The sequence below is a fragment of the Neisseria brasiliensis genome, assembly GCF_009671065.1.
Classification (GTDB): Bacteria; Pseudomonadota; Gammaproteobacteria; order Burkholderiales; family Neisseriaceae; genus Neisseria; species Neisseria brasiliensis.
Genome location: NZ_CP046027.1, coordinates 367,287 through 389,717 on the forward strand (window position 1 = coordinate 367,287; position 22,431 = coordinate 389,717).

Sequence of the window (22,431 nt, forward strand, 5' to 3'; positions counted from 1 at the left end):
CATAACAAAAAAGGAGAAAATCATGCGGAACCTTACCCTATTTTTGCTGATTTCCGGTATCGGCTTAACGGCCTGCAGCCCAAACAACACCAGCCAAACCGAGCAAGCGAAGCCAATCGAACCAGCGGCTTCTGCCGTGGCTACCGCGCCCGAAGCTGTCAAAGCTTCCGCACCCGCTGCACCGGCCAAAACCGAAACCATCAAAGTGACCTTGGTTGATGTCAAAACCATTCCGGAAGGCGCTGAAGGCGATGCCATTCGCGATGGTTTGGATATTGCCACCCGCACCGCTCTGCGCGTTCCCGACCACGTCGGCAACCACTTAAACTGCACCAGTTGCCACTTGGGCAACGGCTCTACGCCTTACGCCGCACCGTGGAACGGCGTACCGGCCTTGTTCCCACTATACCGCGCACGCAGCGGCAAAGTGGACACCATCGAAGAGCGCATCAATGGCTGCTTTATGCGCTCGATGAACGGCAAACCTTTGGCAGACGACAGCACCGAAATGCGCAATCTGATTGCCTACATGACTTGGCTTTCTAAAGACATCCCGCCCGGACACAGCCCCGAAGGCCGCGGCTTTGTTGAAATCGATAAAAATTTGGTGCCAAACCGTGTCAACGGTAAAGCCATTTTTGAACAAAAATGCGTGGTTTGTCACGGCGAACAAGGCGAAGGCATGTTGCAGCCGGGTAACAGCGGCTATATCTACCCTGCCGTTGCCGGTAAAAATTCCTTCAACGACGGCGCCGGCATGGCGCGCACATACACTGCCGCCGCGTTTATCAAAGGCAATATGCCGTTTGGCCAACCCAACAGCCTGACCGACCAAGAAGCGGTTGACGTAGCCGATTTCATGAGCCACATGGATCGACCGGTGTTTGCCCACAAACACAAAGACTGGCCAAAAGGCGATGCGCCAAAAGATGTACGCCGTTGATTGGATGTTGAAACAAGATTGAACACTTGTCAGCATCTCGGATATCAGCATAGCTTAAAGCCCACTCACAGCCATATGCCAAATCCGAAAGATGTATCAAGCTTTCAGGCCGTCTGAAAATCCAGTTTTCAGACGGCCTCTGCGTATTCAAGCATTGAATCTTTAAGCGTTTTTTTGTACAATTGCGCGTCTTTTATTATTCAACAGGCCGTCTGAAGCACGGCCTGAAATTTTTAGAAAAATCATTATGTCGAATATCCCCGAACAAGTGCGCCACCGCCGCACTTTTGCCATCATTTCCCACCCCGATGCGGGTAAAACCACGCTAACCGAAAAGCTGTTGTTGTTCTCAGGTGCGATTCAAAGCGCCGGTACAGTGAAAGGCAAGAAAACCGGCAAATTCGCCACCTCCGACTGGATGGACATCGAAAAACAACGCGGCATTTCCGTGGCCTCATCGGTGATGCAGTTCGACTACAACGACCACACCGTCAACCTGCTCGACACCCCAGGCCACCAAGACTTCTCGGAAGATACCTACCGCGTATTGACCGCGGTTGACAGTGCCTTGATGGTAATTGATGCCGCCAAAGGCGTGGAAGCACAAACGATTAAACTCTTAAACGTCTGCCGCCTGCGCAACACGCCGATTGTCACGTTTATGAACAAATACGACCGTGAAGTGCGCGATTCGTTGGAATTGCTCGACGAGGTGGAAAACATCTTAAAAATTCGCTGTGCACCCGTGACTTGGCCGATCGGCATGGGCAAAAACTTCAAAGGCGTGTATCACATTCTGAATGACGAAGTGTATCTGTTCGAAGCCGGCGGCGAGCGTTTGCCGCACGAATTCGACGTGATTAAAGGCATCGACAACCCTGAGCTGGAAAGCCGTTTTCCTTTGGAAATCCAACAGTTGCGCGATGAAATCGAATTGGTGCAAGCCGCGTCTAACGAGTTTGATTTGGAAGAATTTTTGGCGGGCGAACTCACGCCGGTATTCTTCGGCTCGGCGATCAACAATTTCGGCATCCAAGAAATCTTAAATTCCTTAATCGACTGGGCGCCCGCACCGCAAGGCCGCGATGCCACCGTGCGCGTGGTTGAACCGACCGAAGAAAAATTCTCCGGTTTCGTGTTTAAAATTCAAGCCAATATGGACCCGAAACACCGCGACCGTATCGCCTTTTTGCGCGTATGCTCCGGCAAATTCGAGCGCGGCATGAAGATGAAACACCTGCGCATCAACCGCGACATCGCCGCCTCCAGCGTGGTGACGTTTATGTCGCACGACCGCGAATTGGTCGAAGAAGCCTACGCCGGCGACATCATCGGTATCCCGAACCACGGCAATATCCAAATCGGCGACAGCTTTTCCGAAGGCGAGCAGCTGGCGTTTACCGGCATTCCGTTTTTCGCGCCGGAATTGTTCCGCAGCGTACGCATTAAAAACCCGCTTAAAATCAAGCAACTGCAAAAAGGCTTGCAGCAGCTTGGCGAAGAAGGCGCGGTGCAGGTATTCAAACCGCAATCGGGCGCGGATTTGATTTTGGGTGCAGTCGGCGTGTTGCAGTTTGAAGTCGTCACCTCACGCTTGGCCGCCGAATACGGCGTAGAAGCCGTGTTCGACAACGCATCGATTTGGTCGGCGCGCTGGGTATCGTGCGACGACAAGAAAAAACTGGCCGAATTTGAAAAAGCCAACGCGGGAAACTTGGCCATCGATGCCGGCGGCAACCTCGCCTACCTCGCACCCAACCGCGTGAATCTTGGCTTGACCCAAGAGCGCTGGCCGGACATTGTGTTCCACGAAACACGCGAACATGCGGTGAATTTGAACGCTTGATGAGATAAATATAAGCAAGGCCGTCTGAAACAAAATGTTTCAGACGGCCTTTTCTTGATGCCAACTTACACCCACAAATCCCAAGCAAATTTGCCGATAATCAACACCAGCAAACACATAAAACCATAGCGCAGAAACTTGGTGCCGCCGCGTATTACCAACCGCGCGCCAATGATGCCGCCGCACAAATTTGCTATGGCCAACGTAACTGCCCATGCCCACACCACGTGACCATGCGGCACAAAAAATGTCAGCGCGGCAAAATTGGTGGTGGTGTTAATGACCTTGCCCGAAGCATTAGCAGTGAGAAAATCATAGCCGTAAAAACGCACGAAAATAAACGCCAACAGGCTGCCTGTACCCGGCCCGAAAATACCGTCATAAAAACCGATTAATGCGCCAAAAAACAAGCCCCATAAGGTTTCTTTGCGCGTGAGTTTGGCGGTGCGCTGGATTTGACCTAAATCTTTCTTCAAAAAAGTATAAATACACATCACAATCATGATGACCAGCATAATCGGCTTCATGTATTCGGTCGGGAAAAACGCCACCGATTTGGCGCCCAAATACGAAGCGATAAACGCCAACATCGCCGCCGGCAACAGCATTTTCCACGGCACGGGAATTTTGCGCACATATTGCCATGTCGCGGTGACTGTACCGGAAAACGATGCCACTTTACCCACACCCAACACGGTCGGCACCGGCGTGCCCGGCAGGATATTAAACAATCCGAGAATTTGCAGCAGACCGCCGCCTCCGACTGCCGCATCCATCAATCCGGCCAAAAAACCAATAATAATCAAAAAGTAAAACGTCGTTTCCATCAACAGGCAGTCTGAGACCTTTGCAAAACCCTACCTACCATCAAAAAAGCTTACCTAGGTTACTAAGTAAGCTTTTTTTCAACATAAAATCCCCAATCATTACCTAAAATTCCCTATTCTCGGGCACATTTCCCCCTTTTCACGCGGCAGCAGACACACGAAGCCTGTTGGCAGCCTTCAGCAGGTTGATACAAATCGCTTTCAAATGACTTTGCGCAGTCACTTTCAATAAGCCGAAGTAAGCCGCACGGTGGTAGCGGAATTTACGGTGTAGCGTACCAAAGCTCTGTTCCACCACATAACGCGTTTTCGACAATTGCTTATTTCTTGCCTTATCTTCTTCAGTTAACGGATGACCCCGGTGCGCCTTACGCATAATGCCGTCTGAAAGTCCTTTTTGTTGCAGTAAGGCTCGATTGGCTTTACTGTCATATCCTTTGTCAGCATAAACCTTGGTGCCTTCGGCAATATCTTGCAGCAACGGTTCAAAGTGATTGCATTCGTGTTCGTTGGCCGGACTGATGTGCAGTTTCTCGATATAGCCTTCATGGTCGGTACGAGTATGTTGTTTATAACCGAGTTTGAACTTACCGTCCTTCTTCACCCAGCGGGCATCTTGGTCTTTGCTGGGAGTGTTTTCTGAAACCACACCGTTTTCATCGGTTTCAATCGCCCGTCGCTGTTTGCCGCCGGGTGGTTGGATTATGGTGGCGTCAATAACGGCTGCTTTGGCATGTTGGATTTTTAAGCCTTTGTCGGTTAATTGGCGGTTAATCAAATCCAGTAATTCGGCAAGTAGATTGTTTTGTGCCAGCCAGTTGCGGTAACGGCACAGTGTGCTGTGGTCGGGGGTGTTGAGCTCGTCAAAACCGCAGAAGAGATAAAAGTCGATACGGGTAATGAGACTGTGTTCGAGTTCGGGATCGGACAGGCTGTGCCATTGGCCGAGTAAGACGGCTTTAAACATGGACAATAATGAATAGGCGGGGCGGCCGCCGTGATGACGGGTATAGCGGCCTTTTTGTTGTTCGAGATAATCGGCAATGGGCTGCCAGTCGATAATGAGCTGAATTTTGAGCAAGGGAAAGCGGTCGGGGTCTTTACCAACGATAGTTTCGACGGTTTGTTTGAAGAAGCTGCTCATGAAGAAAATCCTCTAAATTCGGCTTAAAGGGAATTTAGAGGATTTTAGGGTGTTTGGGAAGTATTATGCCGCTTGGTAACTATAGTTACTTTACATGGGATTTAAGAGGGGTTTTGCAAAGGTCTCAGGCTGAATAAAAATTTTGAATATTTTAATGAAATCAACCTTAATCGTCTATACACAATGCCGTCTGAAACCTTCAGACGGCCTCACCTGCCCATTCATGATAAGAGATTGGATTTTCAGCCAAAATTCATTTAAAATACGCGCCTTTTGATTGTTTTACTACTGACCAACATGAGCGAACACACACACGAACCACACACTCCGCCACCACACCAGTCCTACCGACCTCAGCCACAGCGTAATTTCTTGGGCAGCCTGATTTTTGCCAGCCGCTGGCTGCAACTGCCGATTTATTTGGGCTTGGCAGTAGTGCAAGCCATTTACGCCTATAAATTCTTGAAATTGCTGTGGCATTTGGTGGTCAACCTGAACCAAATGGACGACAACACCATCATGCTGACGATTCTCAACCTAATTGACGTGGTGATGATCGCCAATCTGTTGGTGATGGTGTTGATTGGCGGCTACGAAACCTTTGTTTCACGGCTGCGCGTTGATGACCACCCCGACCAGCCCGAATGGCTCAGCCATGTGAATGCTTCGGTATTGAAAGTGAAGCTGTCGATGTCAATTATCAGCATTTCATCGATTCATTTGCTGCAAACCTTCATCAATGCCGCCAACCTCACTGAAAAACAAATGATGTGGCAATTCATTATTCACATGGGCTTCTTGGTTTCCGCCGTCGCCATGGCGTGGACCGATAAGATTGTGTACAGCACCTCACACAAACACCATTGATTTTTCTATAAATAAATGCCGTCTGAAATGTTCAGGCGGCATTTATTTTTAATAAGCCATTAATTCAACAGCGCGGTTCAAGCCGGTTTCCAAGGAATCGACCATGGCCGCATAACCATCGCCCTGCTGCGGCGTTTCGACATGGAAAGGCTTGCTTTGCCCGTTCGGCCACAGTGCGTAGCCGCTGACCACGGTTTGGCCTTGGTAGCTGCCATTGAACGCTTCGATATACACTTTCAACACTTGGCTGCTTTGACTGCGGCCGGAAGGGATAAAGGTGTATTGGCGGTTTAAGCGGTTGAGTTTGTTGCTCAAACTATTGGCTAATGCGCTATCGAGCGAGCTTGCCCACAAATGGTTTTTGGCAAAATTCAAGTGATGCGCATCAGTCTGATACACCAGCCCGCCTTGGTTCAACGGCTCGGCCAGATACACTCTTACCGCCATTTCGCTGCCTTGGCGCGGCTGGGTGTATTGGCTGTCGGGCAGCACGAAATATCGGGTGCTTTGCGGCGTGCTGCAGGCGGCGAGCAACACGGCGCAAGTTAAGGCTAAAAGGCGCATTATTGGCTTCCTTTCGGTATCGGGTCTTTGGTATTGCTGTTGAAAATCAACGCGTTTGGTTTTTCTTTCAAGGTATTGATCACCGGCTGCGCGTCTTTTAGTGTTTTATCAGGCTGCGCCGTAAAACTTCGCCGTTCACGGCGGAGATATAAGGCGCGGACTGCGTAGCAGTCCTAAAACCGTTGATATTCAGTTAATCAGGCGTTTTCTGCTGTTCAATATACTGCCGAATAATCGTAATCGGCGCACCACCACAGCTACCTGCAAAATAAGACGGCGACCACAACGCACCGCCCCATAATTTTTGTTTGATGCTTGGATAATTTTTCTGTCTAATCATGCGGCTAGATACACCTTTCAAGCTGTTCACCAGTTTTGAAATAGACACTTTGGGCGGATAGTTCACAAGTAAATGAACATGGTCATCTTCGCCGTCAAATTCCACCAGTTGCGCTTCAAAATCGGTGCAGACGCTCTCAAAAATACCGCGCATATCGTCCAAAATTTCTTTTGTGAACACTTTTCGGCGATATTTTGCGACAAATACCAAATGTACATGAAGATTAAAAACAACGTGCCGACCACGTCTTAAATCAGTTTCTTTTTCCATAGACCAAGTGTAAAATTGCTAAAAATTCCATTATCCATGAAATCATGTTAATACTCAAAACATTCAAATTTGAACTGATGCCAAACGGCGAGCAAATCCGCAAAATGAAACAATTTTGCGGTTGTTCGCGTTTCGTATTCAATCGTGCTTTGGCGTATCAAAACGAACAATATCAACAAGATAATTCGTTCAAATTTAGCTACACCAAAATCGCAAATTTGCTGCCTGAATGGAAACGAGAATTAGACTGGCTAAAAGACTGCCACAGCCAAGTTTTGCAGCAAAGTTTGAAAGACTTGGAAAGCGCATTCAAAAACTTCTTTGCCAAACGCGCAGATTTCCCCAAATTCAAACGCAAAGGCGAAAAAGACAGTTTCCGCTTTCCGCAAGGCTGTAAATTGGAGCAGCAAAATAATCGTATCTATTTGCCCAAAATCGGTTGGGTGCGCTATCGCAACAGCCGACACGTTTCAGGCAGCCTGAAAAACGTAACCGTATCGCAAAAATGCGGTAAATGGTTTGTATCTATGCAAACCGAAACCGAGCAGGAAATCGCGCAGCCAAACGGTGGCGAAACTGGGATTGATATGGGTGTTGCCAAATTTGCAACATTGTCCAATGGTCAGTTTTTTGAGCCAATCAACGCATTCAAAACGTTGAAAGGCAAACTAGCAAAACTGCAAAAACAGTTCAAACACAAAACCAAATTCAGCAAAAACTGGCAGAAACTGAAAGCAAAAATCAGCCGTTTGCACCACAAAATCAGCAATATCCGTAAAAACTACCTGCACCAAATCAGCAGCGCAATCAGCCAAAACCACGCGATTGTGTATGTGGAAGATTTGCAGGTGGCGAATATGTCCAAATCCGCTAAAGGCAACGCCGTGCAGCATGGAAAAAACGTTGCTGCCAAATCAAGCTTAAACCGTGCGATTTTAGACCAGTCTTGGTTTGAGTTTCGCCGTCAGTTGGACTATAAGCTGTTGTGGCGCGGTGGGCATTTGGTGGCTGTTCCGCCACAAAATACCAGTCGTTGTTGCCCAGCTTGCGGACATACTGCCAAAGATAACCGTCAAACACAGGCAAACTTTGAATGTGTGCAATGTGGCTATCAAAACAATGCGGATATTGTGGGTGCAATCAATGTGTTAAAGCGCGGTCAAGAGATTTTGGCAGCGCAAAAGTAAAATGAAGTTTCAGGGCAGGACGTGCCCGTAGCGTCTGTGAAGTGAACCGTGCAGTAAGGCGGTCAGCAGCAGAAACCCACCGAAGCGATTTGTGAATGGCTCAATGCCGTTCACAAATCGCCGTAGGAATTCCCTCCCTTCAGGGAGGGAAGGACGTCAACAATGCTCTGTAAGGTGTTTTGCACATCACCGTAAATCGGCGATTGCGGCGATACGCCTTGCAGGGTTTGGCGCAATTCTTTTAAGGTTTGGTTGATTTCGTTCGGAATATTCTGCGTTTGCGATTTGCCGATCAGTTTATCCACCGAATTCAACGTCGTGGTGGCGGATTGCAAAGTGGTTTTCAATTCGGCCAACGATGTATTCAGGTTGCCGACGGTTTGCTCCAGCGGCAGCTTATTGAATTTTTCCAACAAGTTCGCCAATTGTGCCTGCAAATCATCAAAGCCGCCGCTGCGCGTGGCAATCACGGTATCGCCACCATATACGGTATGCGGTTTCAGCTTCGGCAAGGAAGACGGCTCGTCGGTCAGCTCGACCAATTTGCTGCCGGTAATCAGGTTGTTGCTGGCGATGGTGGCAGTCAGGCCGCGGTTTAAGGCCGTCTGAAATTGCTGCTGCCAATGCGCTTTACTTTGCATATCGGCATTCATTTCCAAACGCGACGGCTCAAGGCGGATGCGTACGGGAATCCAGCCGTTGGCAAACAATTGCAGGCTGTCGTTGCGGGCAAAATACGGCACATCCGACACCACACCGATGTTGATGCCTTTGTACTCCACCGGCGCGCCCACGCTCAAACCGCGTACGGATTGTTTGAAAAAGGCAGTGTAGTAAAGCGAGCGGTCGTCCGGCAGGTTTTCCACTTCGCTGCGGCTGTCGTAAAGCGTGAAGGTGTCTTCGTTTTTAACCGATTGCGCATCATCGGTTTTCGGCGAACTAAACGCAATCGCACCCGAGAGCAAAGCCGGCAGCGGCGCCGAATGCACTTGGATGCCGCTACCCGATGTTTGAATATTGATGCCGCTTTCCAACCAGAAACGGCTTTCCGCATGAATCAGTTTGTCATTCGGGCTTTGGATGAAGATGGTGTAATGCACGGTTTGGTCATCGGGATCGAAACGCGCGCTTTCCACCTGACCCACCATAAAGTTTTCATATAAAACCGGACTGCTTACACTCAAAATTTTGTCGTTGGAGCCGGCCAATTTCAAACGCAAACCACTTTGACCGATGGCGGCAATCGGCGGAATATCCAACACTTTAAACACCGATTCTTCTTCCGCACTGGTACCCGGAGTAAAGGCGATGTATGAGCCGGAAAGCAGCGTACCCAAGCCGGTCACGCCGCTCTGATCGATACGCGGTTTGACCACCCAAAATTGCGTGTCTTTACGGATTAAATCTTGCGCATCGGCACTCAATTGCGCCGTGGCTTCCACGCCTTTGCGGTCTTCGCGCAATTTAATTTTGGCGATGCGGCCGACATCTACGTTCAACACTTTAATCACGGTATTGTTGACTTCAATGCCATCAGCGCTGTCAAGCAGCAGCGTGATGGTCGGGCCGGTATTGCGGATTTGCTTCATCAGCAGCCAACCGCCAGCAATCAGGGCAATCAGCGGAATCAGCCATACCACCGACGTGAATACGTTGGTTTTTTTAATACGTGCCGGTGGGGGCGGAGGCGGTAAATCGTTGTCAGGTTGGTTTAAATTATCGTTCATATTCATTATGGCCGTCTGAAACTTTGTCCCAAATCAGGCGCGGATCGAAAAAATAAGCAGAAAGCATGGTGAGCAAGACCACCAAGCAGAAATACACAGCGGCTTCTCCCGGCACCACCCGTGCCATATTGGTGTGAAACGCGCTCATCAAAATAATAATCACAAAAATATCAATCATCGACCAGCGGCCGACCGATTCGGTAATCCGATACATCACCGACATCCAAGGCGCATCAAGTGGCGGCTTGAAATAGGCAGAGGCAATCAACACCGCCATCGCCACAATCTTCAACACCGGTACCAAAATACTGGCGCTGAAAATAATCGCCGCAATCAGCTTATCACCATCGTGCCACATATAAATGATGCCGCTCATGATGGTGTTGATTTCCAGCGCGGTCGGGTTGGACGAAATCATAATCGGCAGCAAATTCGCCGGCACATACAAAATTGCCGCCGCGATTAGAAAACACAGCGAAATACGCAAACTATACGGACGGCGGCGGTATAAATCCGCACCGCACACGCCGCAGGTCTGCTCGCCGGCATCGCGAAAATACAGGCAGCGGCTGCAGCAGATTTTATCTTCAGAGGCCGTCTGAACAGCATTATGGCCTAAAATGCGATGAATTTTATAATAAACCCAGTGCTGCGGAATCGACACCGATGTGCGAATCAGCATCACCGCCAACACCAGCATCAGATAAAAAGCCGGCCCGAATGTCACTTCCGACACCGACGATAATTTAATATACGCCACCAGTGTCGACACAAAAAACACATCGACCATAATCCAATGCCGCAAGCGTACCAGTACGCGCGTGCAATAAAACAACGCCGGCAGCATTTTTTCCATGACCAATGCCGAATACACATACACACACATCAGCAAAAACAGCAAGGGCGTGCCGAATGTCAGAATAAACATCACTTCGGCCAAGAAACCGAATTCCTGCAACACCAGCAGCCGCATCATTTCCGGCAAAGTCAAAATCGACACCACCCCGATCATCTCGATTTTCATAAACAGCATGGTGTACACAAAAGCCATTAAAATCAGCGATGTGGTCGCATAGGCCAATGGCGCAATGTAGGGATTTTTTTCGACCTGAACCAGCTCATGATTGCACGTCGGGCAATGCGCTTCCTGCCCCTGCTGCAAACGCGGAATGTCGGTGCGGCTACCGCAATCTGGACAATCCACCGTGTGCGCCGGTAAAGTGGCATCGTTGCGGAACGATTTAAAACGCCACCAGCGTCGGTAGGTCGGAAACAGTTTCATGAAATCGGGTGTGGAATAAAAACTTTATCAAGGTCGGCATTATATAGCAAAAACAAGCTGATAGCAGCGAAACATTGCAAAAGGCCGTCTGAACAATCATGTTCAGACGGCCTCAATAGCCAATTACCTTACCAATAGCCCAATACTTTCCACCAAATACCGCCAATCACCACAAACACCAGCAGATTGACCACGCTCATGATAAAGCCGACTTTCCACCATTCTCCCAGCGTCGAATAGCCCGAGCCGAAGATAATCGGCGCGGTGCCGGTGGCGTAGTGGGTTAAGGTCATCATAATGTTGGAAGCGGCGGCCATCAATAAAGCAAACAGCATCGGCGGCGCGCCCAAAGCAATACCGGCGGCGTAAAAGGCACCGAACATGGCGGTAATGTGGGCGGTGGTGCTGGCAAACATATAGTGCGCGTATAAATAAGCCAGTAAAAGCAAGGCACATGCGCCCATCCAGCCCATGCCAGTGCTGGCGATACCGCTTTCCAACAAGCCTGAAAACCAGGTCACCACGCCGAGCTTGTTCAAAAAGGTGGCCATCATCACCAAGGCGGCAAACCAAGTGATGGTGTCCCACGCACTTTTTTCTTTCAAGATGTCATCCCACGTCAAGACACCCGAAAGCAGCAGCAGTGACAAGCCGATAAACGCGGTGGTTGTCGCATCAACGGCATACGCTTTGCCCAGCAGCAATGCCGGAATACCTGCCCACAAAAACAGCAAAATGCCGAAAATGCCCAGCATAATCCATTCGCCGCGGCTCATCGGTCCCTGCTCTTTCAAGCGGTCTTTGGCAAATTGCATGGCATTGGGGTTTCTTTCACTTCCGGCGGTGCAATGAAATACAGCACCGTCGGCATCAAAATCATGGCAATCAAACCCGGCACAAACATCGCCAGCGCCCATGTGCCCCAACTCAGCTCGATATCGCTGTTGGTTGCCTTGGCCACCAATTCCACCACCAGCGGGTTCGGTGCCGTGGCGGTGATGAACATGGCCGATGTAATCGGATTACTGTGGTAATTCACCAGCGACAGGTATTTACCCATGCGGTTTTGCGTACCTTTTTCCGGATCGGAATCGTAGCTTGAGGCAATCGCCTTCATCACCGGATGGATAATGCCGCCACCACGCGCGGTATTGCTCGGCGTCACCGGCGCCAACAGCAATTCAGACAAAGCCAAACTATAGCCGATGCCTAAGGTTTTTTTACCCCATACGGCGATAAACAGATAACCGATGCGCGCGCCCAAACCGGTTTTCAAAATGCCGCGCGAAATCATAATCGCCACACCAATCAGCCAAATCAGTGAGCTGGAGAAGCTCGACAGCGCATCTTTAATCGCACCCGAAGGCGTGTCGTTGGTGACACCGGTAAGCGCCACTAAGGTAATGGCAATCATCGCAATCGCACCAATCGGCATGGCTTTGCCGATAATCGCTGCCACCACGCCGACAAACATTGCCAACAAATGCCAGCCGTCGGGCGTTACCCCTTCAGGCACGGGAATCACAAACCAAATCAACAAAGCCAACGCCACCGCAACCGCAGTCGGAATCGGCTTAAAACCTATTTTCTTGTCCATCATCAAGCTCTTGTATGTGTGAAATCGGGATTTAATATTTGTTAGCAACAGTATAATCCCAACTCCCTACCCTCTAACTTTGATGTATCACAATAAATTCGATATTATTTTGATACAAATATTCTGATTTTTGGGCAACATGCGTGAACAAAAACCAAAGGCCGTCTGAAAAAATACCTTTCAGACGGCCTTTTAAGCTTAGATCAATAACCGCTCATTACTTTCCTTCGGGCTTGCCGCCTTGCAGGTAAATATCCAACTTGTCGATATTCTGAATCACACGCTGGAATTGCACCGGACCCGGTTGGCTCGGATATACGCGGCCTTGACACGGGTCGCCTAAAGTGCGGAAGAAATTATCGAACACCGCCGGCGTTAAGAAGCCGATAAACTTGGTGTAATGGTCTTTGATTTGATAGCTGTGCACCACGCCGGCAGGAATGTGTACCGCATCGCCCGGTTGTGCTTCAAGCTGCTGTTTGTTGCCCAGCATATTCACGCGGCCAATCAGCGGATAGAAAATCTCGGTATGTTCGCCATGAAAATGCGGCGGCACCATATCGCCTTTCGGCCCTTCGGTCAACAAGGCGATAAAGCGGCCGTCGCTTGCTTTGGCATCGCCCAAATAAGTAAACATTTGGTCGCCCACCACATAACGTTCGCCTGCACCTTCGGCCAATACATACGCTTGGGCACGGTTTGGTGCTTTATCCAAGGTCATTTTGGCCGCTTGGCGTTTGGCTTTAGGCTCGCCAAACCAAGTTAAGCTGCCGTTTTGCGTGGTCGCCGCCAACAATTGCTCGCGGCTGAAACCGGCTTTGGCTGTTTCAGGCTGCACATGGCCGCTAAACGGCTCACCCATGCGGCTGAATGATTGGTACGTATCGCGGCCGGTTGCCCACAACAAGATTTTATTGCGTTGGTTTTGGAAACGGAATGCGGCTTTCACACCTGGTGGCACGCTGGCATAATCGCCCGGCGTGAGCAGGTAATATTTGCCGTCCAGCCAAAATTCGACTTTACCCTCAATCACATAAAATGCCTGATGTGAGTTTTTCAGACTATACAACGGCAAACCGGCTTCCTTGCCGCCCACCCAAGTCATCATCTCATAATCGCCATCGGTATCAACCGCACGCGCGATGGTGTTCAACACCATGCCGCCAACCAAACGGCGCTCACCTTCGTCATTGCGGATAAAATACGGAATCTTGCGTCCCGGTAATTTGTTCTCCAAGGTCACGGCTTGAATGGCTGAAAAGTCTTACGGCGGTTGCTTGGCTTGTGGCGATGGGGCGGCAACAGCACTCAAACCCACCGACAACAAGGCGGCAGCCAGTGTATGCTTGATAAAAACAGCAGCTTTCATGGTTTCTCCTTTAGAGTTGATTTATGTATTTGTTAATATAGCAGCAAGTTTGAAAACGTGTAAGCAGAATGTTTTACTAAACTGTATGTATAAATTCTACGGTTTATAAACAAAATAAAAGGCCGTCTGAAAAAATATTTTTTCAGACGGCCTTACCATACCATTGTTACAAGCCCAAATCTTTCCACATAGCATCCACCTTGGCCACGGTGGCAGGATCTTTTTCAATCACCCTGCCCCATTCGCGATCAGTTTCGCCCGGCCATTTATTAGTGGCATCCAAGCCCATTTTACCGCCCAAACCGCTGACCGGACTGGCAAAATCCAAGTAATCAATCGGCGTATTTTCCACCAAAACGGTATCGCGCACCGGATCCATGCGCGTGGTAACCGCCCAGATGACTTCTTTCCAGTCGCGCACGTCCACATCTTCATCGACCACAATGATGAATTTGGTGTACATAAACTGGCGCAGGAAACTCCAGCAGCCCATCATCACGCGTTTGGCGTGTCCGGCGTATTGTTTTTTCATCGACACCACCGCCATACGGTAAGAGCAGCCTTCCGGCGGCAGGTAGAAATCGACGATTTCGGGGAATTGCTTCTGCAAAAGCGGCACAAATACTTCGTTTAACGCCACGCCGAGCACGGCCGGTTCATCAGGCGGTTTGCCGGTGTAGGTGGAATGGTAAATCGGGTCTTTGCGCATAGTGATGCGCTCGACAGTAAACACGGGGAACCAATCCTGCTCGTTGTAATAGCCGGTGTGGTCGCCGTAAGGGCCTTCCAGCGCGGTTTCATTCGGATGAATCACACCTTCCAACACGATTTCCGCCCGCGCCGGCACCTGCAAATCGTTGCCGATACAGTTTACCAATTCGGTACGCGAGCCGCGTAGCAAACCGGCAAACTGATATTCGCTCAAGGCATCGGGCACCGGCGTGACCGCGCCCAAAATAGTAGCCGGATCGCAACCCAACACCACGGAAACAGGATACGGCGTATCGGGATTTTGCTTGCGGAATTCCTGATAATCCAACGCACCACCGCGGTGCGACAACCAGCGCATAATCAGCTTGTTTTTGCCGATTAATTGTTGGCGGTAAATGCCGAGATTTTGACGTTTTTTATTCGGGCCGCGGGTCACGGTCAAGCCCCATGTCACCAAAGGCGCGATGTCTTCCGGCCAGCAATGCTGAATCGGCAGTTGATACAAATCGACCGCCTCGCCTTCTAACACGATTTCTTGGCAAGGCGCGTTTTTCACCACGTTTGGCGCCATGCTCCAAATGTCTTTCAATAAAGGCAATTTGGAAAACGCATCTTTAATGCCTTTAGGCGGCTCGGGTTCTTTCAAATAAGCCAGCGTTTGGCCGATTTCGCGTAATTTCGATACGCTGTCTTCGCCCATGCCCATCGCCACACGTTCGGGCGTGCCGAATAAGTTGGCCAACACCGGATAGCCGTAGCGCGTACCATCGGCGCGTACCGGATTTTCAAACAGCAACGCCGGCCCTTCTGCACGCAACACGCGGTCGGCAATCTCAGTCATTTCCAACTCCGGCGACACCGGCGTGGAAATCCGCTTGAGCTTGCCTTGCGCTTCAAGCTGCGCGATAAAATCTCGTAAGTCTTTGTATTTCATTTTGACTCTCTTTCAGCCGAATGTTTTTCAGACGGCCTTATGATTAAGCTTTGCCGAAACAATGGGACTGATTATAACGCGTTTTGCCCAATTGAGCCGCGTTGAAACCATATATCCATACCACGGCATTCTACACCGCGTGATTTGCCTTGATTTACCCTTATTTCGCAATCTTGCGAAGCGGTTAAATTATGATACAATACGCCCCTACTTCTGACGGGTCTGTAGCTCAGGGGTTAGAGCAGGGGACTCATAATCCCTTGGTCGTGGGTTCGAAACCCACCGGACCCACCATATAAATCAACCACTTGGGAAATAACCTTCTCCTTTCCTTTTTCCAAGTGTGCCAAATTAGCGCCATCCGCCAGCCCCATCCTATCCAGTAAAGCCGCATGATTCTGCAAATGCTCCGCAGACAAATGGGCATAGCGGCGCACCATTTCAATGCTTTCCCAACCACCCATCTCTTGCAATGCAGCCAACGGGACACCTGCTTGAATCAGCCAGCTAGCCCATGTATGACGCAAATCATGCCAACGGAAATCAGTAATTTCCGCTTTCTCCAAAGCGTTTTTCCAAATACGGGAACTAATACTCAAAACCTTACGGCCATTAGGCTGTGTAAAAACAAATCGGGGATGTTTCCCCATCTGTTTTGACAACACGGCAACAGCCGTATCATTCAAAGCAACACCTATCGCCCTACCCGACTTACTGTCTGAAGCGTGTATCCAAGCTGTCCGGGCAGACAAGTCCAATTGCTGCCATTCCAAATCTAAAACATTCCTCTGCCTTAAACCTGTTGCCAAGCTAAATACAGCCATGTCGGCCATATATGGCGGCAATGCGGCAATCAACCTTTCGGCTTCTTGTCTTGTCAACCAGCGGATACGTCTTTTCGGCTCTTGATAAAGCTTCAGATAAGGGGCTTTATCCAACCACTCCCACTCTTTGACAGCCTTATTCAATATTGCGCGAATCAAGGCAAGATACCGGTTTTTGGTACTGTCTGAGCACTGCTTGGCGGCCACCACTGCCATGATAAATTCACGGCTTAAATGATGCAGATAGCGACCGCGCAGTTCAGGAAGCCGCCTTAATCGGCATAAATCGTTGGCAATGCTCTTTTTAGCCTGCATTTCATCAATCCACCGTAGGGCAGCTTCTTCCCATAACTTGTCCGGTTTCTCATCAAAATGTCGGGCAGACCATAATTCATACTTTAGTTTATGGTAGAGCCTTTGCGCTTCTTGCTCGTTTTTGGTGCCAGTCGTTTGTCTAATTCACTGGCCGCTTTGTGTTGTGATATCAACATACCACACGCCATTTTTTCGTTTATATATCGGCATTTTTCTTCACTCCTGCTTTCGAGTGATGCCTGCACCTGAGCATTTTCCAAATCCATGAGAAATGCGTCAAGGGCAGACTTTGTAATACAGTAGGCACGTCCGGGTTTGGATGCTTTCAGACGGCCTTCCCGAATATGTTCCCGAATGGTTTCAGGGTGGCATTTGCAGTATGCTGCTGCTTCAACAACGTTAAAAGTGAGCTGCATCAAACCCTCCCAATTTCAAAAATCGGATACACCGCATTTTCCAACAGCAAAGTCAGCTTTCTGATTGCCGCATATCGTTTGATACGCGGCTCCAACATCAGAAAGCTGCCCGGCTTAATATAGAAAAGCAGGCAGAGATAACCCTGCCTGTCTACATCCAGCGGAACCAGCCGGTAGTGCGGAAACTGGTCTTCCGTCGGAACAAACGACGGATACACTTTTACCGTAACAACCGCCGTTTTTTTCTTCTGTCAGCATAAAGTCGCCCTCTTATTGTTTCTTTAAAAACTTCTTTACATCTTGCTTTGCCCATTCAGACAATTCTTTCAAAACAGGGTCTGTTAAGTTTTCGGCTTCTCGGATAATTTCGGTAAGACAGCGTAGGTCGCTATAGCTCTTGCTGGAAACGATGAGAGACAAAAGCTCATAGAATCTATACGCGGTGTAATACAAGATAACGGCTACCAATACGTCAGAACCAACAAAACAGCAAACCAAAGCAATATGGCCACCAGCCAAGACCGGTTCATCTTGGCGGCAATTTCGTCTGCCAATGCCTTGTTCTGAGCCGCAATCTTCGGCTGCATGGCCGCATAAATACGGCCTCCGCTTTCTTTAAGCTGTTCATCGTTTTTGGCCAACAGCTCTGTCAGAATCTGTTCCCGATAGATTTTCAGCTCTTCCGCCGCCTTTACCGTAGCCTTCAGAGAATCGTCCATATCCGCAGCATATCCGGCCAAGCCTTGCTGAATGCTGATACGCTGCTCCTCAAACAAGGTTTTCAGACGGGCTTCCTGTACCAGCAGAATAGCAATTACAGGGTCGTCTGCCGTCAGCTTGATGCCGGACGTGCGAAAGACTTCGGCAATGATGGCTTCTACATTTGCCTGCTTACTCATCATGCGTCCTCTTCACTTGCGCCGGCTGTGGCCAAGAACGGAATTTTGTCCAGTTGGCTGTACAAATCACGCTGCACCGTGCGCAGGCGTTGGCGGGGCATTAAGCCGAAAGCACCAGAGTTTTGCGCCTCGGTCAAAGTCAGGTTTTTAGTCGTCATTTCCTTAATATCCGCTCCGAAGGTATCAGGGTTGCGATTTGGGATATGAACTATGCCGATAATGCGGTCTTGATTAGCCTGATAGACTTTAAAATCAGTAAACCCTTTACCGTCTTTCTCAATCACACCTTGAAAATCATTCAGCCACACGACAATTTCCGCACTATTGCTGTTTAATGTTTGACTCAAACCGGTCATACAGTCTTGCAATGATTGTCCACCGGCTAATGGCACATGGATAATCATGCGGATACCATTTTCAGCCAAAAACGCCGGCACTTCATTCTCTGCCATATATGACATCAGCGGCACAAAAGTAGCCGCACCATTATCAATTACTGCAATACCTTCATCACTTACCAGTCTTTCAATCAAACCATCAAAGAAACGGGCATCAATGTTGTTTGCATCGGTCAAAATTTTGACAATTCCCGGCTCTAATGCAGCATAACGGCTAAATGTAGGATTCACCGGGTCAGTATCAAAGCAATGTAACTGCTCACTGGCTTTAGTCTTTAAATAATCGCCCAAAAAGCTTGCAATCGTTGATTTACCGACACCGCCCTTACCTTGTGCAATAAAATGAACTTCTTTCATGGCATAAACCTTTCGTTTTGTTTGAGCATGTTTTTCACAAAAAGAAACCTGCTCGTCCGAACAGGCTTTCGTTTGTAAAAAAAGCAGCCCCGATTGAGGCTGCCAAAACTGCTTTAACACTTTATGCCGAATGCTGAAGCAGGAGTGAACTTAACGCACGTCCACCCATCTGCCGCCGTTTTTCTCTTCGCCGACATAGCGGACGGCATCACCGGCCGTTGTCCAACCATGTTCAAAATAGGCTTTGCAATACGACGGCTTAGACGGACGGACATAGGTTTTTTTGACGATTGGGCAGCTATCACGATCACGAGTGCGATAACGGGGGCACTCACGAACTTGTACTGTGTAGCGCATGACGCGGTTCAGTTCCTTAGCGTCGCAACGGCCCGCACCGTGAGCAATCGCGTCGACCAACTGCGGCATGTTCTCTTCATTGCTGGCCGGACACAGCTTCAGGAAATTCAGACGGCCTTTGATGGTGTCCGACAGCTTGCGGTGTTTGATGGAAAAATAACGCTTCAGCGAAGGCGCACACTCGCTGGGACGCTCCCCCGACGACAGGCACAAAGTCGCCTCGCAAGCCAAACGGACATCACCGGTCAGCAGATCGTCTGCCTGAGCCGGCAACACCGCCATCAGTGCAACGGCCACAGCCGCCGCAGGTAAACACTTCTTCATATTCGCTCCCCATCTGCACAACGGCAGATATTGCATTGATAGACGAAAAAAAGGATAATCACCGTACCCCTACGAGATTATCCATTTCTCCCAAGAAAAAGCCGTTTTGGAAACAAAGCGCTTTTTCATTGCCACGCGATTGCGCGGACTTCAAACTGACGGCCGACCTGCACGATGTTCACACACAAATCCATATTGCCGCGCATCAGCAAATCCACCTGTTTGACCGCATCCTTCATCGAACCGTAACGTCCGAGCAGACGTTCACGACATTTTTTCAGACGGCTTTTTTTCGCAAACATTTCAATCTCCTTCCACATTCAGGATTGGTTTTCACTAAAAAGCGCAGGGCTTCCACCTGCTCCCCGACCTGTCGCCGGTAGCCAGCGTTATCAGCGCACACGGATATAACGGCAACGGGCTGATAAGGCCCGAAACCGCGATTGTTCAAAGGCTGCCGCTACTGCTAATTGGTTCACGGCCAAAGTGCTTGTACAGGACATCACACACGCTACGGTATCGTAACCCCTCAGTCTTTTGTATCTCAGCCGCTGAGTTGCCGGCCGTCTGAAACGACGGTAGGAACAAAAGGCCGTCTGAAATACACACTTTCAGACGGCCTTTGCATAGGCGGGCATTCCGCTGCCCGTGTTAAGATTGGATTACCACATCTTCTCTTTTCACGAAACAGGAAATGCCCATGGAACTTAAACCCTTAAAACTTGATTGGGATATTAAATACGAATTTACACTCAATAACAGTTCTCCAGTCGAACCCTTTTTGATTTTTGAAATCCCGGTTAAGAGCAGAACAGTATATATGTTCCTGCCATTTCATGATTACCCTTACCACAGCGGATATATCCTGCTGCTTGACACCACCTTATTTCTCGATGCGTGGCGTATGTCGAAAAATGATGAGGACTACCCAAACTATCATTTGGGAAATGAAATATTGTGGCGTAAAGACAGAAAATTTCAGAATACGGGATTTCTGTTCAACCAAGGCAGAAAATCTCCCGTTCCAGTTATCAGTGAGTTAACTTTTGATAAAGATAAAGGCATTGTTTTCTCCGATAGCCTGACAAGAACCGTTTGGCTACTTGCCAACGGAGCGGAATATTTACCGGTGTTCAGTAAAACCCGTCAGAATGCCATGCTCTTACAGCAAGCTGCGGGCAAAACCGGATGCAGTATTTATGCCTGCCATGACTTTCTCAATCATCATTTCCAAACACTAAATCATCAATATCGGGGACTAATGCCCTGATTTCGTCCAAATACGCCTTAAAATAGTAACGTCCATCCGCATATTGCGGATTCAGCAGCAAGAAACGCTCCATACACCGTACCGTAAAAGCAACATCGTCCATACTTCGACCCGTAGGCAGGCTGTGCAATGCTTCGGCCAATTGCCCTGCCGGATTCAGCCGTTGCCGCAAATCGGAAATATCCAAATTCTTGACAGGCCGGTTTTCCGAATCGTACAAACCATCACGTCCGAAGCCGAGATTTCTGATAACGGTAAATGCTTCTCGGGCAAGTAATACGGACAGAACCAGTATCTTTTGCTCATGATTATTGCCCATCTCGCTCTTCCAAATAATATCCCCTACATCCGGTATATAGTTTTTGCTCATAACAATTCCTTGCCGACAGGTTCGCCGCTCGAAATTTCCTGATGAAGGTTGTCATCGATAATGGCAGACAGAAGCTGATCCAAGCAATACCTGCTTTTAACAGGTTCAATCACAATTTTGCCGTTTTCTTCGCGAATATAATACTCAGCCTGCTCAAGCATGACGAAACAGACCACAACGGTTGCCGTCGTGAGACACAAAATACTTGGTTTCCATTTCAACCCTCCTAAAAATACTTACATTCGCATTTCAAGTGCAACGCTCAAATGCCATTGGCAAGGGCTGCTGAAAACAGATCACCCGGTGTCTCATAGTCCAATGTCTTTCTCGGTCGGCGGTTAAGGGCCTCCTCAACCGCTTTAATCTTTTTAGCACCCAGTTTCCTAAAATCCGTCCCCTTTGGGAAGTATTGTCTGATCAGCCCGTTGGTATTCTCCACCAAGCCTTTTTCCCAAGAATGGTATGGACGGCAGAAGTAAGTTTCCGCACCCAGGGCTTTGGCAAAGGTTTTATGTCGGTAAAACTCTTTACCGTTATCCAAAGTAATCGTTTGAATGATATCTTTAAACGGCTTCAATGCCCGAATCACTACCCGGGCTACATCTTCTGCTTTGAAATTGCTGATTTTGCGGATAACGACAAATTTGGTTTTTCTTTCAACAGCAACCACCAGTCCGCTTTTTTGGTCTTTACCGACAATGGTGTCCATCTCGAAATCGCCGACCCGCTCTTTTTGATCGACAATGGCAGGTCTGTGTTCAATGTCGGTTCTGTCCGGTACGCTGCCTTTTGTCCATGCGCCGCTGCCGTATTTTCTGCGGTAGGGTTTGGAAACGATACGCAGATGGGTGTACAGGTCGCCGCCGTTTTGACGGTCTTTGGCGAGATAGCGGTAAAGGGTGCTGTGGTGCAGTTTGATGTGTTGATGTTTCAGCAGGTAGCCGCAGACTTGTTCGGGGCTGTATTTTTGGGTAATCAGTTTGTTAACAGTCTGTTTGACGGCAGTAGTCAGTTTGGTTGGCTTTTTGTTTTTCTTTTTAACTTCGCTTTGCTGTTGTGCTTTTCGGTAACAGTAGGTTCCGTTGACGGAATGCCGTCTGATTTCCCGACTGACGGTGGCGAGATGACAACCGATGTTCTGTGCGATTTGGTTTAGGGGTAGGTTGCGGTAATGTCTGGAAATGTAGTATCTTTGGTGTGAGGTCAGTTGTGTGTAGGCCATATTGCAATCTTTCTTGTCAGGAAAGGCAGTATACCACCGCATACTGGCCTTTTCTGTTATTGGAAATTGCA

Annotated in this window: 19 protein-coding genes, 1 tRNA gene and 4 pseudogenes; 6 read left to right on the forward strand and 18 right to left on the reverse strand. The window is 49.0% G+C overall.

Annotation, left to right across the window (positions count from 1 at the left end):
- Positions 1–22: 22 nt before the first annotated feature.
- Together GJV52_RS01975 and GJV52_RS01980 are read left to right on the forward strand one after the other, a co-directional pair.
- Positions 23–943, forward strand: a complete 921-nt coding sequence (locus GJV52_RS01975; RefSeq protein WP_095502166.1) for a c-type cytochrome — start codon at positions 23–25, stop codon at positions 941–943.
- Between the two features lie 247 nt (positions 944–1,190).
- On the forward strand, positions 1,191–2,789 hold the full coding sequence (locus tag GJV52_RS01980; RefSeq protein ID WP_100564575.1) for a peptide chain release factor 3: 1,599 nt from the start codon (positions 1,191–1,193) through the stop codon (positions 2,787–2,789).
- Positions 2,790–2,854: 65 nt separating this feature from the next.
- Here GJV52_RS01980 and GJV52_RS01985 read toward each other — a convergent pair whose 3' ends face one another.
- Positions 2,855–3,616, reverse strand: a complete 762-nt coding sequence (locus tag GJV52_RS01985; RefSeq protein WP_369832044.1) for a sulfite exporter TauE/SafE family protein — start codon at positions 3,614–3,616, stop codon at positions 2,855–2,857.
- A gap of 139 nt (positions 3,617–3,755) precedes the next feature.
- Complete coding sequence (locus GJV52_RS01990; RefSeq protein ID WP_195690057.1) at positions 3,756–4,760, reverse strand: IS5 family transposase; 1,005 nt, start codon at positions 4,758–4,760, stop codon at positions 3,756–3,758.
- 297 nt (positions 4,761–5,057) lie between these two features.
- On the opposite strand from GJV52_RS01990, the gene GJV52_RS01995 reads away from it, so the two are divergent.
- Complete coding sequence (locus GJV52_RS01995) at positions 5,058–5,627, forward strand: TIGR00645 family protein (RefSeq protein ID WP_100564638.1); 570 nt, start codon at positions 5,058–5,060, stop codon at positions 5,625–5,627.
- 48 nt (positions 5,628–5,675) lie between these two features.
- Here GJV52_RS01995 and GJV52_RS02000 read toward each other — a convergent pair whose 3' ends face one another.
- Positions 5,676–6,191, reverse strand: a complete 516-nt coding sequence (locus tag GJV52_RS02000; protein WP_100564636.1) for a PqiC family protein — start codon at positions 6,189–6,191, stop codon at positions 5,676–5,678.
- A gap of 193 nt (positions 6,192–6,384) precedes the next feature.
- Complete coding sequence (gene tnpA / locus GJV52_RS02005; protein ID WP_095503171.1) at positions 6,385–6,801, reverse strand: IS200/IS605 family transposase; 417 nt, start codon at positions 6,799–6,801, stop codon at positions 6,385–6,387.
- A 44-nt stretch (positions 6,802–6,845) separates the two neighbouring features.
- On the opposite strand from tnpA, the gene GJV52_RS02010 reads away from it, so the two are divergent.
- Entirely contained in the window at positions 6,846–7,988 is a 1,143-nt protein-coding gene (locus GJV52_RS02010; protein WP_095503172.1) for an RNA-guided endonuclease InsQ/TnpB family protein, read from the forward strand.
- Positions 7,989–8,125: 137 nt separating this feature from the next.
- On the opposite strand, the pseudogene pqiB reads toward GJV52_RS02010, so the two are convergent.
- The 5 genes and pseudogenes from pqiB to ubiD form a co-directional block, all read right to left on the reverse strand.
- A pseudogene (pqiB, locus tag GJV52_RS02015) lies at positions 8,126–9,715 on the reverse strand (intermembrane transport protein PqiB); the annotation flags it as partial.
- On the reverse strand, positions 9,705–10,997 hold the full coding sequence (locus GJV52_RS02020) for a paraquat-inducible protein A (RefSeq protein ID WP_095501959.1): 1,293 nt from the start codon (positions 10,995–10,997) through the stop codon (positions 9,705–9,707). The pseudogene pqiB and the gene GJV52_RS02020, both read right to left, overlap by 11 nt.
- A 128-nt stretch (positions 10,998–11,125) precedes the next feature.
- Positions 11,126–12,582 (reverse strand): annotated as a pseudogene (locus GJV52_RS02025) (DASS family sodium-coupled anion symporter).
- A gap of 229 nt (positions 12,583–12,811) precedes the next feature.
- On the reverse strand, positions 12,812–13,831 hold the full coding sequence (locus GJV52_RS02030; RefSeq protein ID WP_100564395.1) for a quercetin 2,3-dioxygenase: 1,020 nt from the start codon (positions 13,829–13,831) through the stop codon (positions 12,812–12,814).
- A gap of 298 nt (positions 13,832–14,129) precedes the next feature.
- Complete coding sequence (ubiD, locus tag GJV52_RS02035) at positions 14,130–15,608, reverse strand: 4-hydroxy-3-polyprenylbenzoate decarboxylase (RefSeq protein ID WP_095501961.1); 1,479 nt, start codon at positions 15,606–15,608, stop codon at positions 14,130–14,132.
- 218 nt (positions 15,609–15,826) lie between these two features.
- Between ubiD and GJV52_RS02040 the strand changes: the two genes are divergently transcribed.
- Positions 15,827–15,902 (forward strand) — tRNA-Ile (locus GJV52_RS02040).
- A 47-nt stretch (positions 15,903–15,949) separates the two neighbouring features.
- Here the strand turns inward: GJV52_RS02040 and GJV52_RS13435 are convergent.
- The 6 genes and pseudogenes from GJV52_RS13435 to GJV52_RS13065 all read right to left on the reverse strand — a co-directional run.
- Positions 15,950–16,957 (reverse strand): annotated as a pseudogene (locus GJV52_RS13435) (tyrosine-type recombinase/integrase); the annotation flags it as partial.
- A gap of 116 nt (positions 16,958–17,073) precedes the next feature.
- Positions 17,074–17,163: pseudogene (locus GJV52_RS13440) on the reverse strand (XRE family transcriptional regulator); the annotation flags it as partial.
- A gap of 461 nt (positions 17,164–17,624) precedes the next feature.
- On the reverse strand, positions 17,625–18,065 hold the full coding sequence (locus tag GJV52_RS02060; RefSeq protein ID WP_154212843.1) for a hypothetical protein: 441 nt from the start codon (positions 18,063–18,065) through the stop codon (positions 17,625–17,627).
- On the reverse strand, positions 18,062–18,937 hold the full coding sequence (locus GJV52_RS02065) for a P-loop NTPase family protein (protein WP_229439471.1): 876 nt from the start codon (positions 18,935–18,937) through the stop codon (positions 18,062–18,064). The genes GJV52_RS02060 and GJV52_RS02065 overlap by 4 nt, the downstream gene beginning before the upstream one ends.
- A gap of 30 nt (positions 18,938–18,967) precedes the next feature.
- Entirely contained in the window at positions 18,968–19,498 is a 531-nt protein-coding gene (locus tag GJV52_RS02070; RefSeq protein ID WP_100564405.1) for a TrbM/KikA/MpfK family conjugal transfer protein, read from the reverse strand.
- 125 nt (positions 19,499–19,623) lie between these two features.
- On the reverse strand, positions 19,624–19,800 hold the full coding sequence (locus GJV52_RS13065; RefSeq protein WP_195690058.1) for a hypothetical protein: 177 nt from the start codon (positions 19,798–19,800) through the stop codon (positions 19,624–19,626).
- Positions 19,801–20,198: 398 nt separating this feature from the next.
- Here GJV52_RS13065 and GJV52_RS02075 point away from each other — a divergent pair, with 398 nt between their 5' ends.
- Positions 20,199–20,768: a plasmid fertility inhibition factor family protein gene (locus tag GJV52_RS02075; RefSeq protein ID WP_154212844.1), complete on the forward strand. Its 570-nt coding sequence runs from the start codon at positions 20,199–20,201 to the stop codon at positions 20,766–20,768.
- Here GJV52_RS02075 and GJV52_RS02080 read toward each other — a convergent pair.
- From GJV52_RS02080 to GJV52_RS02090, 3 genes are read right to left on the reverse strand one after another with little or no spacing between them, the layout of a single operon-like run.
- A complete protein-coding gene (locus GJV52_RS02080) occupies positions 20,716–21,138 on the reverse strand; it encodes a hypothetical protein (protein ID WP_100564407.1) in 423 nt (140 codons plus the stop codon). The genes GJV52_RS02075 and GJV52_RS02080 overlap by 53 nt on opposite strands.
- The gene (locus GJV52_RS02085; protein WP_154212845.1) at positions 21,135–21,359 is read right to left on the reverse strand and encodes an AbrB/MazE/SpoVT family DNA-binding domain-containing protein; all 225 of its coding nucleotides are present in this window, start codon (positions 21,357–21,359) and stop codon (positions 21,135–21,137) included. Before GJV52_RS02085 ends, GJV52_RS02080 begins: the two co-directional genes overlap by 4 nt.
- A 41-nt stretch (positions 21,360–21,400) precedes the next feature.
- Entirely contained in the window at positions 21,401–22,360 is a 960-nt protein-coding gene (locus GJV52_RS02090) for an IS30 family transposase (protein ID WP_154212846.1), read from the reverse strand.
- Positions 22,361–22,431: the final 71 nt, after the last annotated feature.

Excerpts from the sequence above, each read along its gene's own strand:
- GJV52_RS01975 (WP_095502166.1), top strand. The coding sequence starts at position 23 with ATGCGGAACCTTACCCTATTTTTGCTGATTTCCGGTATCGGCTTAACG.
- GJV52_RS01980 (WP_100564575.1), top strand. The coding sequence starts at position 1,191 with ATGTCGAATATCCCCGAACAAGTGCGCCACCGCCGCACTTTTGCCATC.
- GJV52_RS01985 (WP_369832044.1), bottom strand. The coding sequence starts at position 3,616 with ATGGAAACGACGTTTTACTTTTTGATTATTATTGGTTTTTTGGCCGGA.
- GJV52_RS01990 (WP_195690057.1), bottom strand. The coding sequence starts at position 4,760 with ATGAGCAGCTTCTTCAAACAAACCGTCGAAACTATCGTTGGTAAAGAC.
- GJV52_RS01995 (WP_100564638.1), top strand. The coding sequence starts at position 5,058 with ATGAGCGAACACACACACGAACCACACACTCCGCCACCACACCAGTCC.
- GJV52_RS02000 (WP_100564636.1), bottom strand. The coding sequence starts at position 6,191 with ATGCGCCTTTTAGCCTTAACTTGCGCCGTGTTGCTCGCCGCCTGCAGC.
- tnpA (WP_095503171.1), bottom strand. The coding sequence starts at position 6,801 with ATGGAAAAAGAAACTGATTTAAGACGTGGTCGGCACGTTGTTTTTAAT.
- GJV52_RS02010 (WP_095503172.1), top strand. The coding sequence starts at position 6,846 with ATGTTAATACTCAAAACATTCAAATTTGAACTGATGCCAAACGGCGAG.
- GJV52_RS02020 (WP_095501959.1), bottom strand. The coding sequence starts at position 10,997 with ATGAAACTGTTTCCGACCTACCGACGCTGGTGGCGTTTTAAATCGTTC.
- ubiD (WP_095501961.1), bottom strand. The coding sequence starts at position 15,608 with ATGAAATACAAAGACTTACGAGATTTTATCGCGCAGCTTGAAGCGCAA.
- GJV52_RS02060 (WP_154212843.1), bottom strand. The coding sequence starts at position 18,065 with ATGATGAGTAAGCAGGCAAATGTAGAAGCCATCATTGCCGAAGTCTTT.
- GJV52_RS02070 (WP_100564405.1), bottom strand. The coding sequence starts at position 19,498 with ATGAAGAAGTGTTTACCTGCGGCGGCTGTGGCCGTTGCACTGATGGCG.
- GJV52_RS13065 (WP_195690058.1), bottom strand. The coding sequence starts at position 19,800 with ATGTTTGCGAAAAAAAGCCGTCTGAAAAAATGTCGTGAACGTCTGCTC.
- GJV52_RS02075 (WP_154212844.1), top strand. The coding sequence starts at position 20,199 with ATGGAACTTAAACCCTTAAAACTTGATTGGGATATTAAATACGAATTT.
- GJV52_RS02080 (WP_100564407.1), bottom strand. The coding sequence starts at position 21,138 with ATGAGCAAAAACTATATACCGGATGTAGGGGATATTATTTGGAAGAGC.
- GJV52_RS02090 (WP_154212846.1), bottom strand. The coding sequence starts at position 22,360 with ATGGCCTACACACAACTGACCTCACACCAAAGATACTACATTTCCAGA.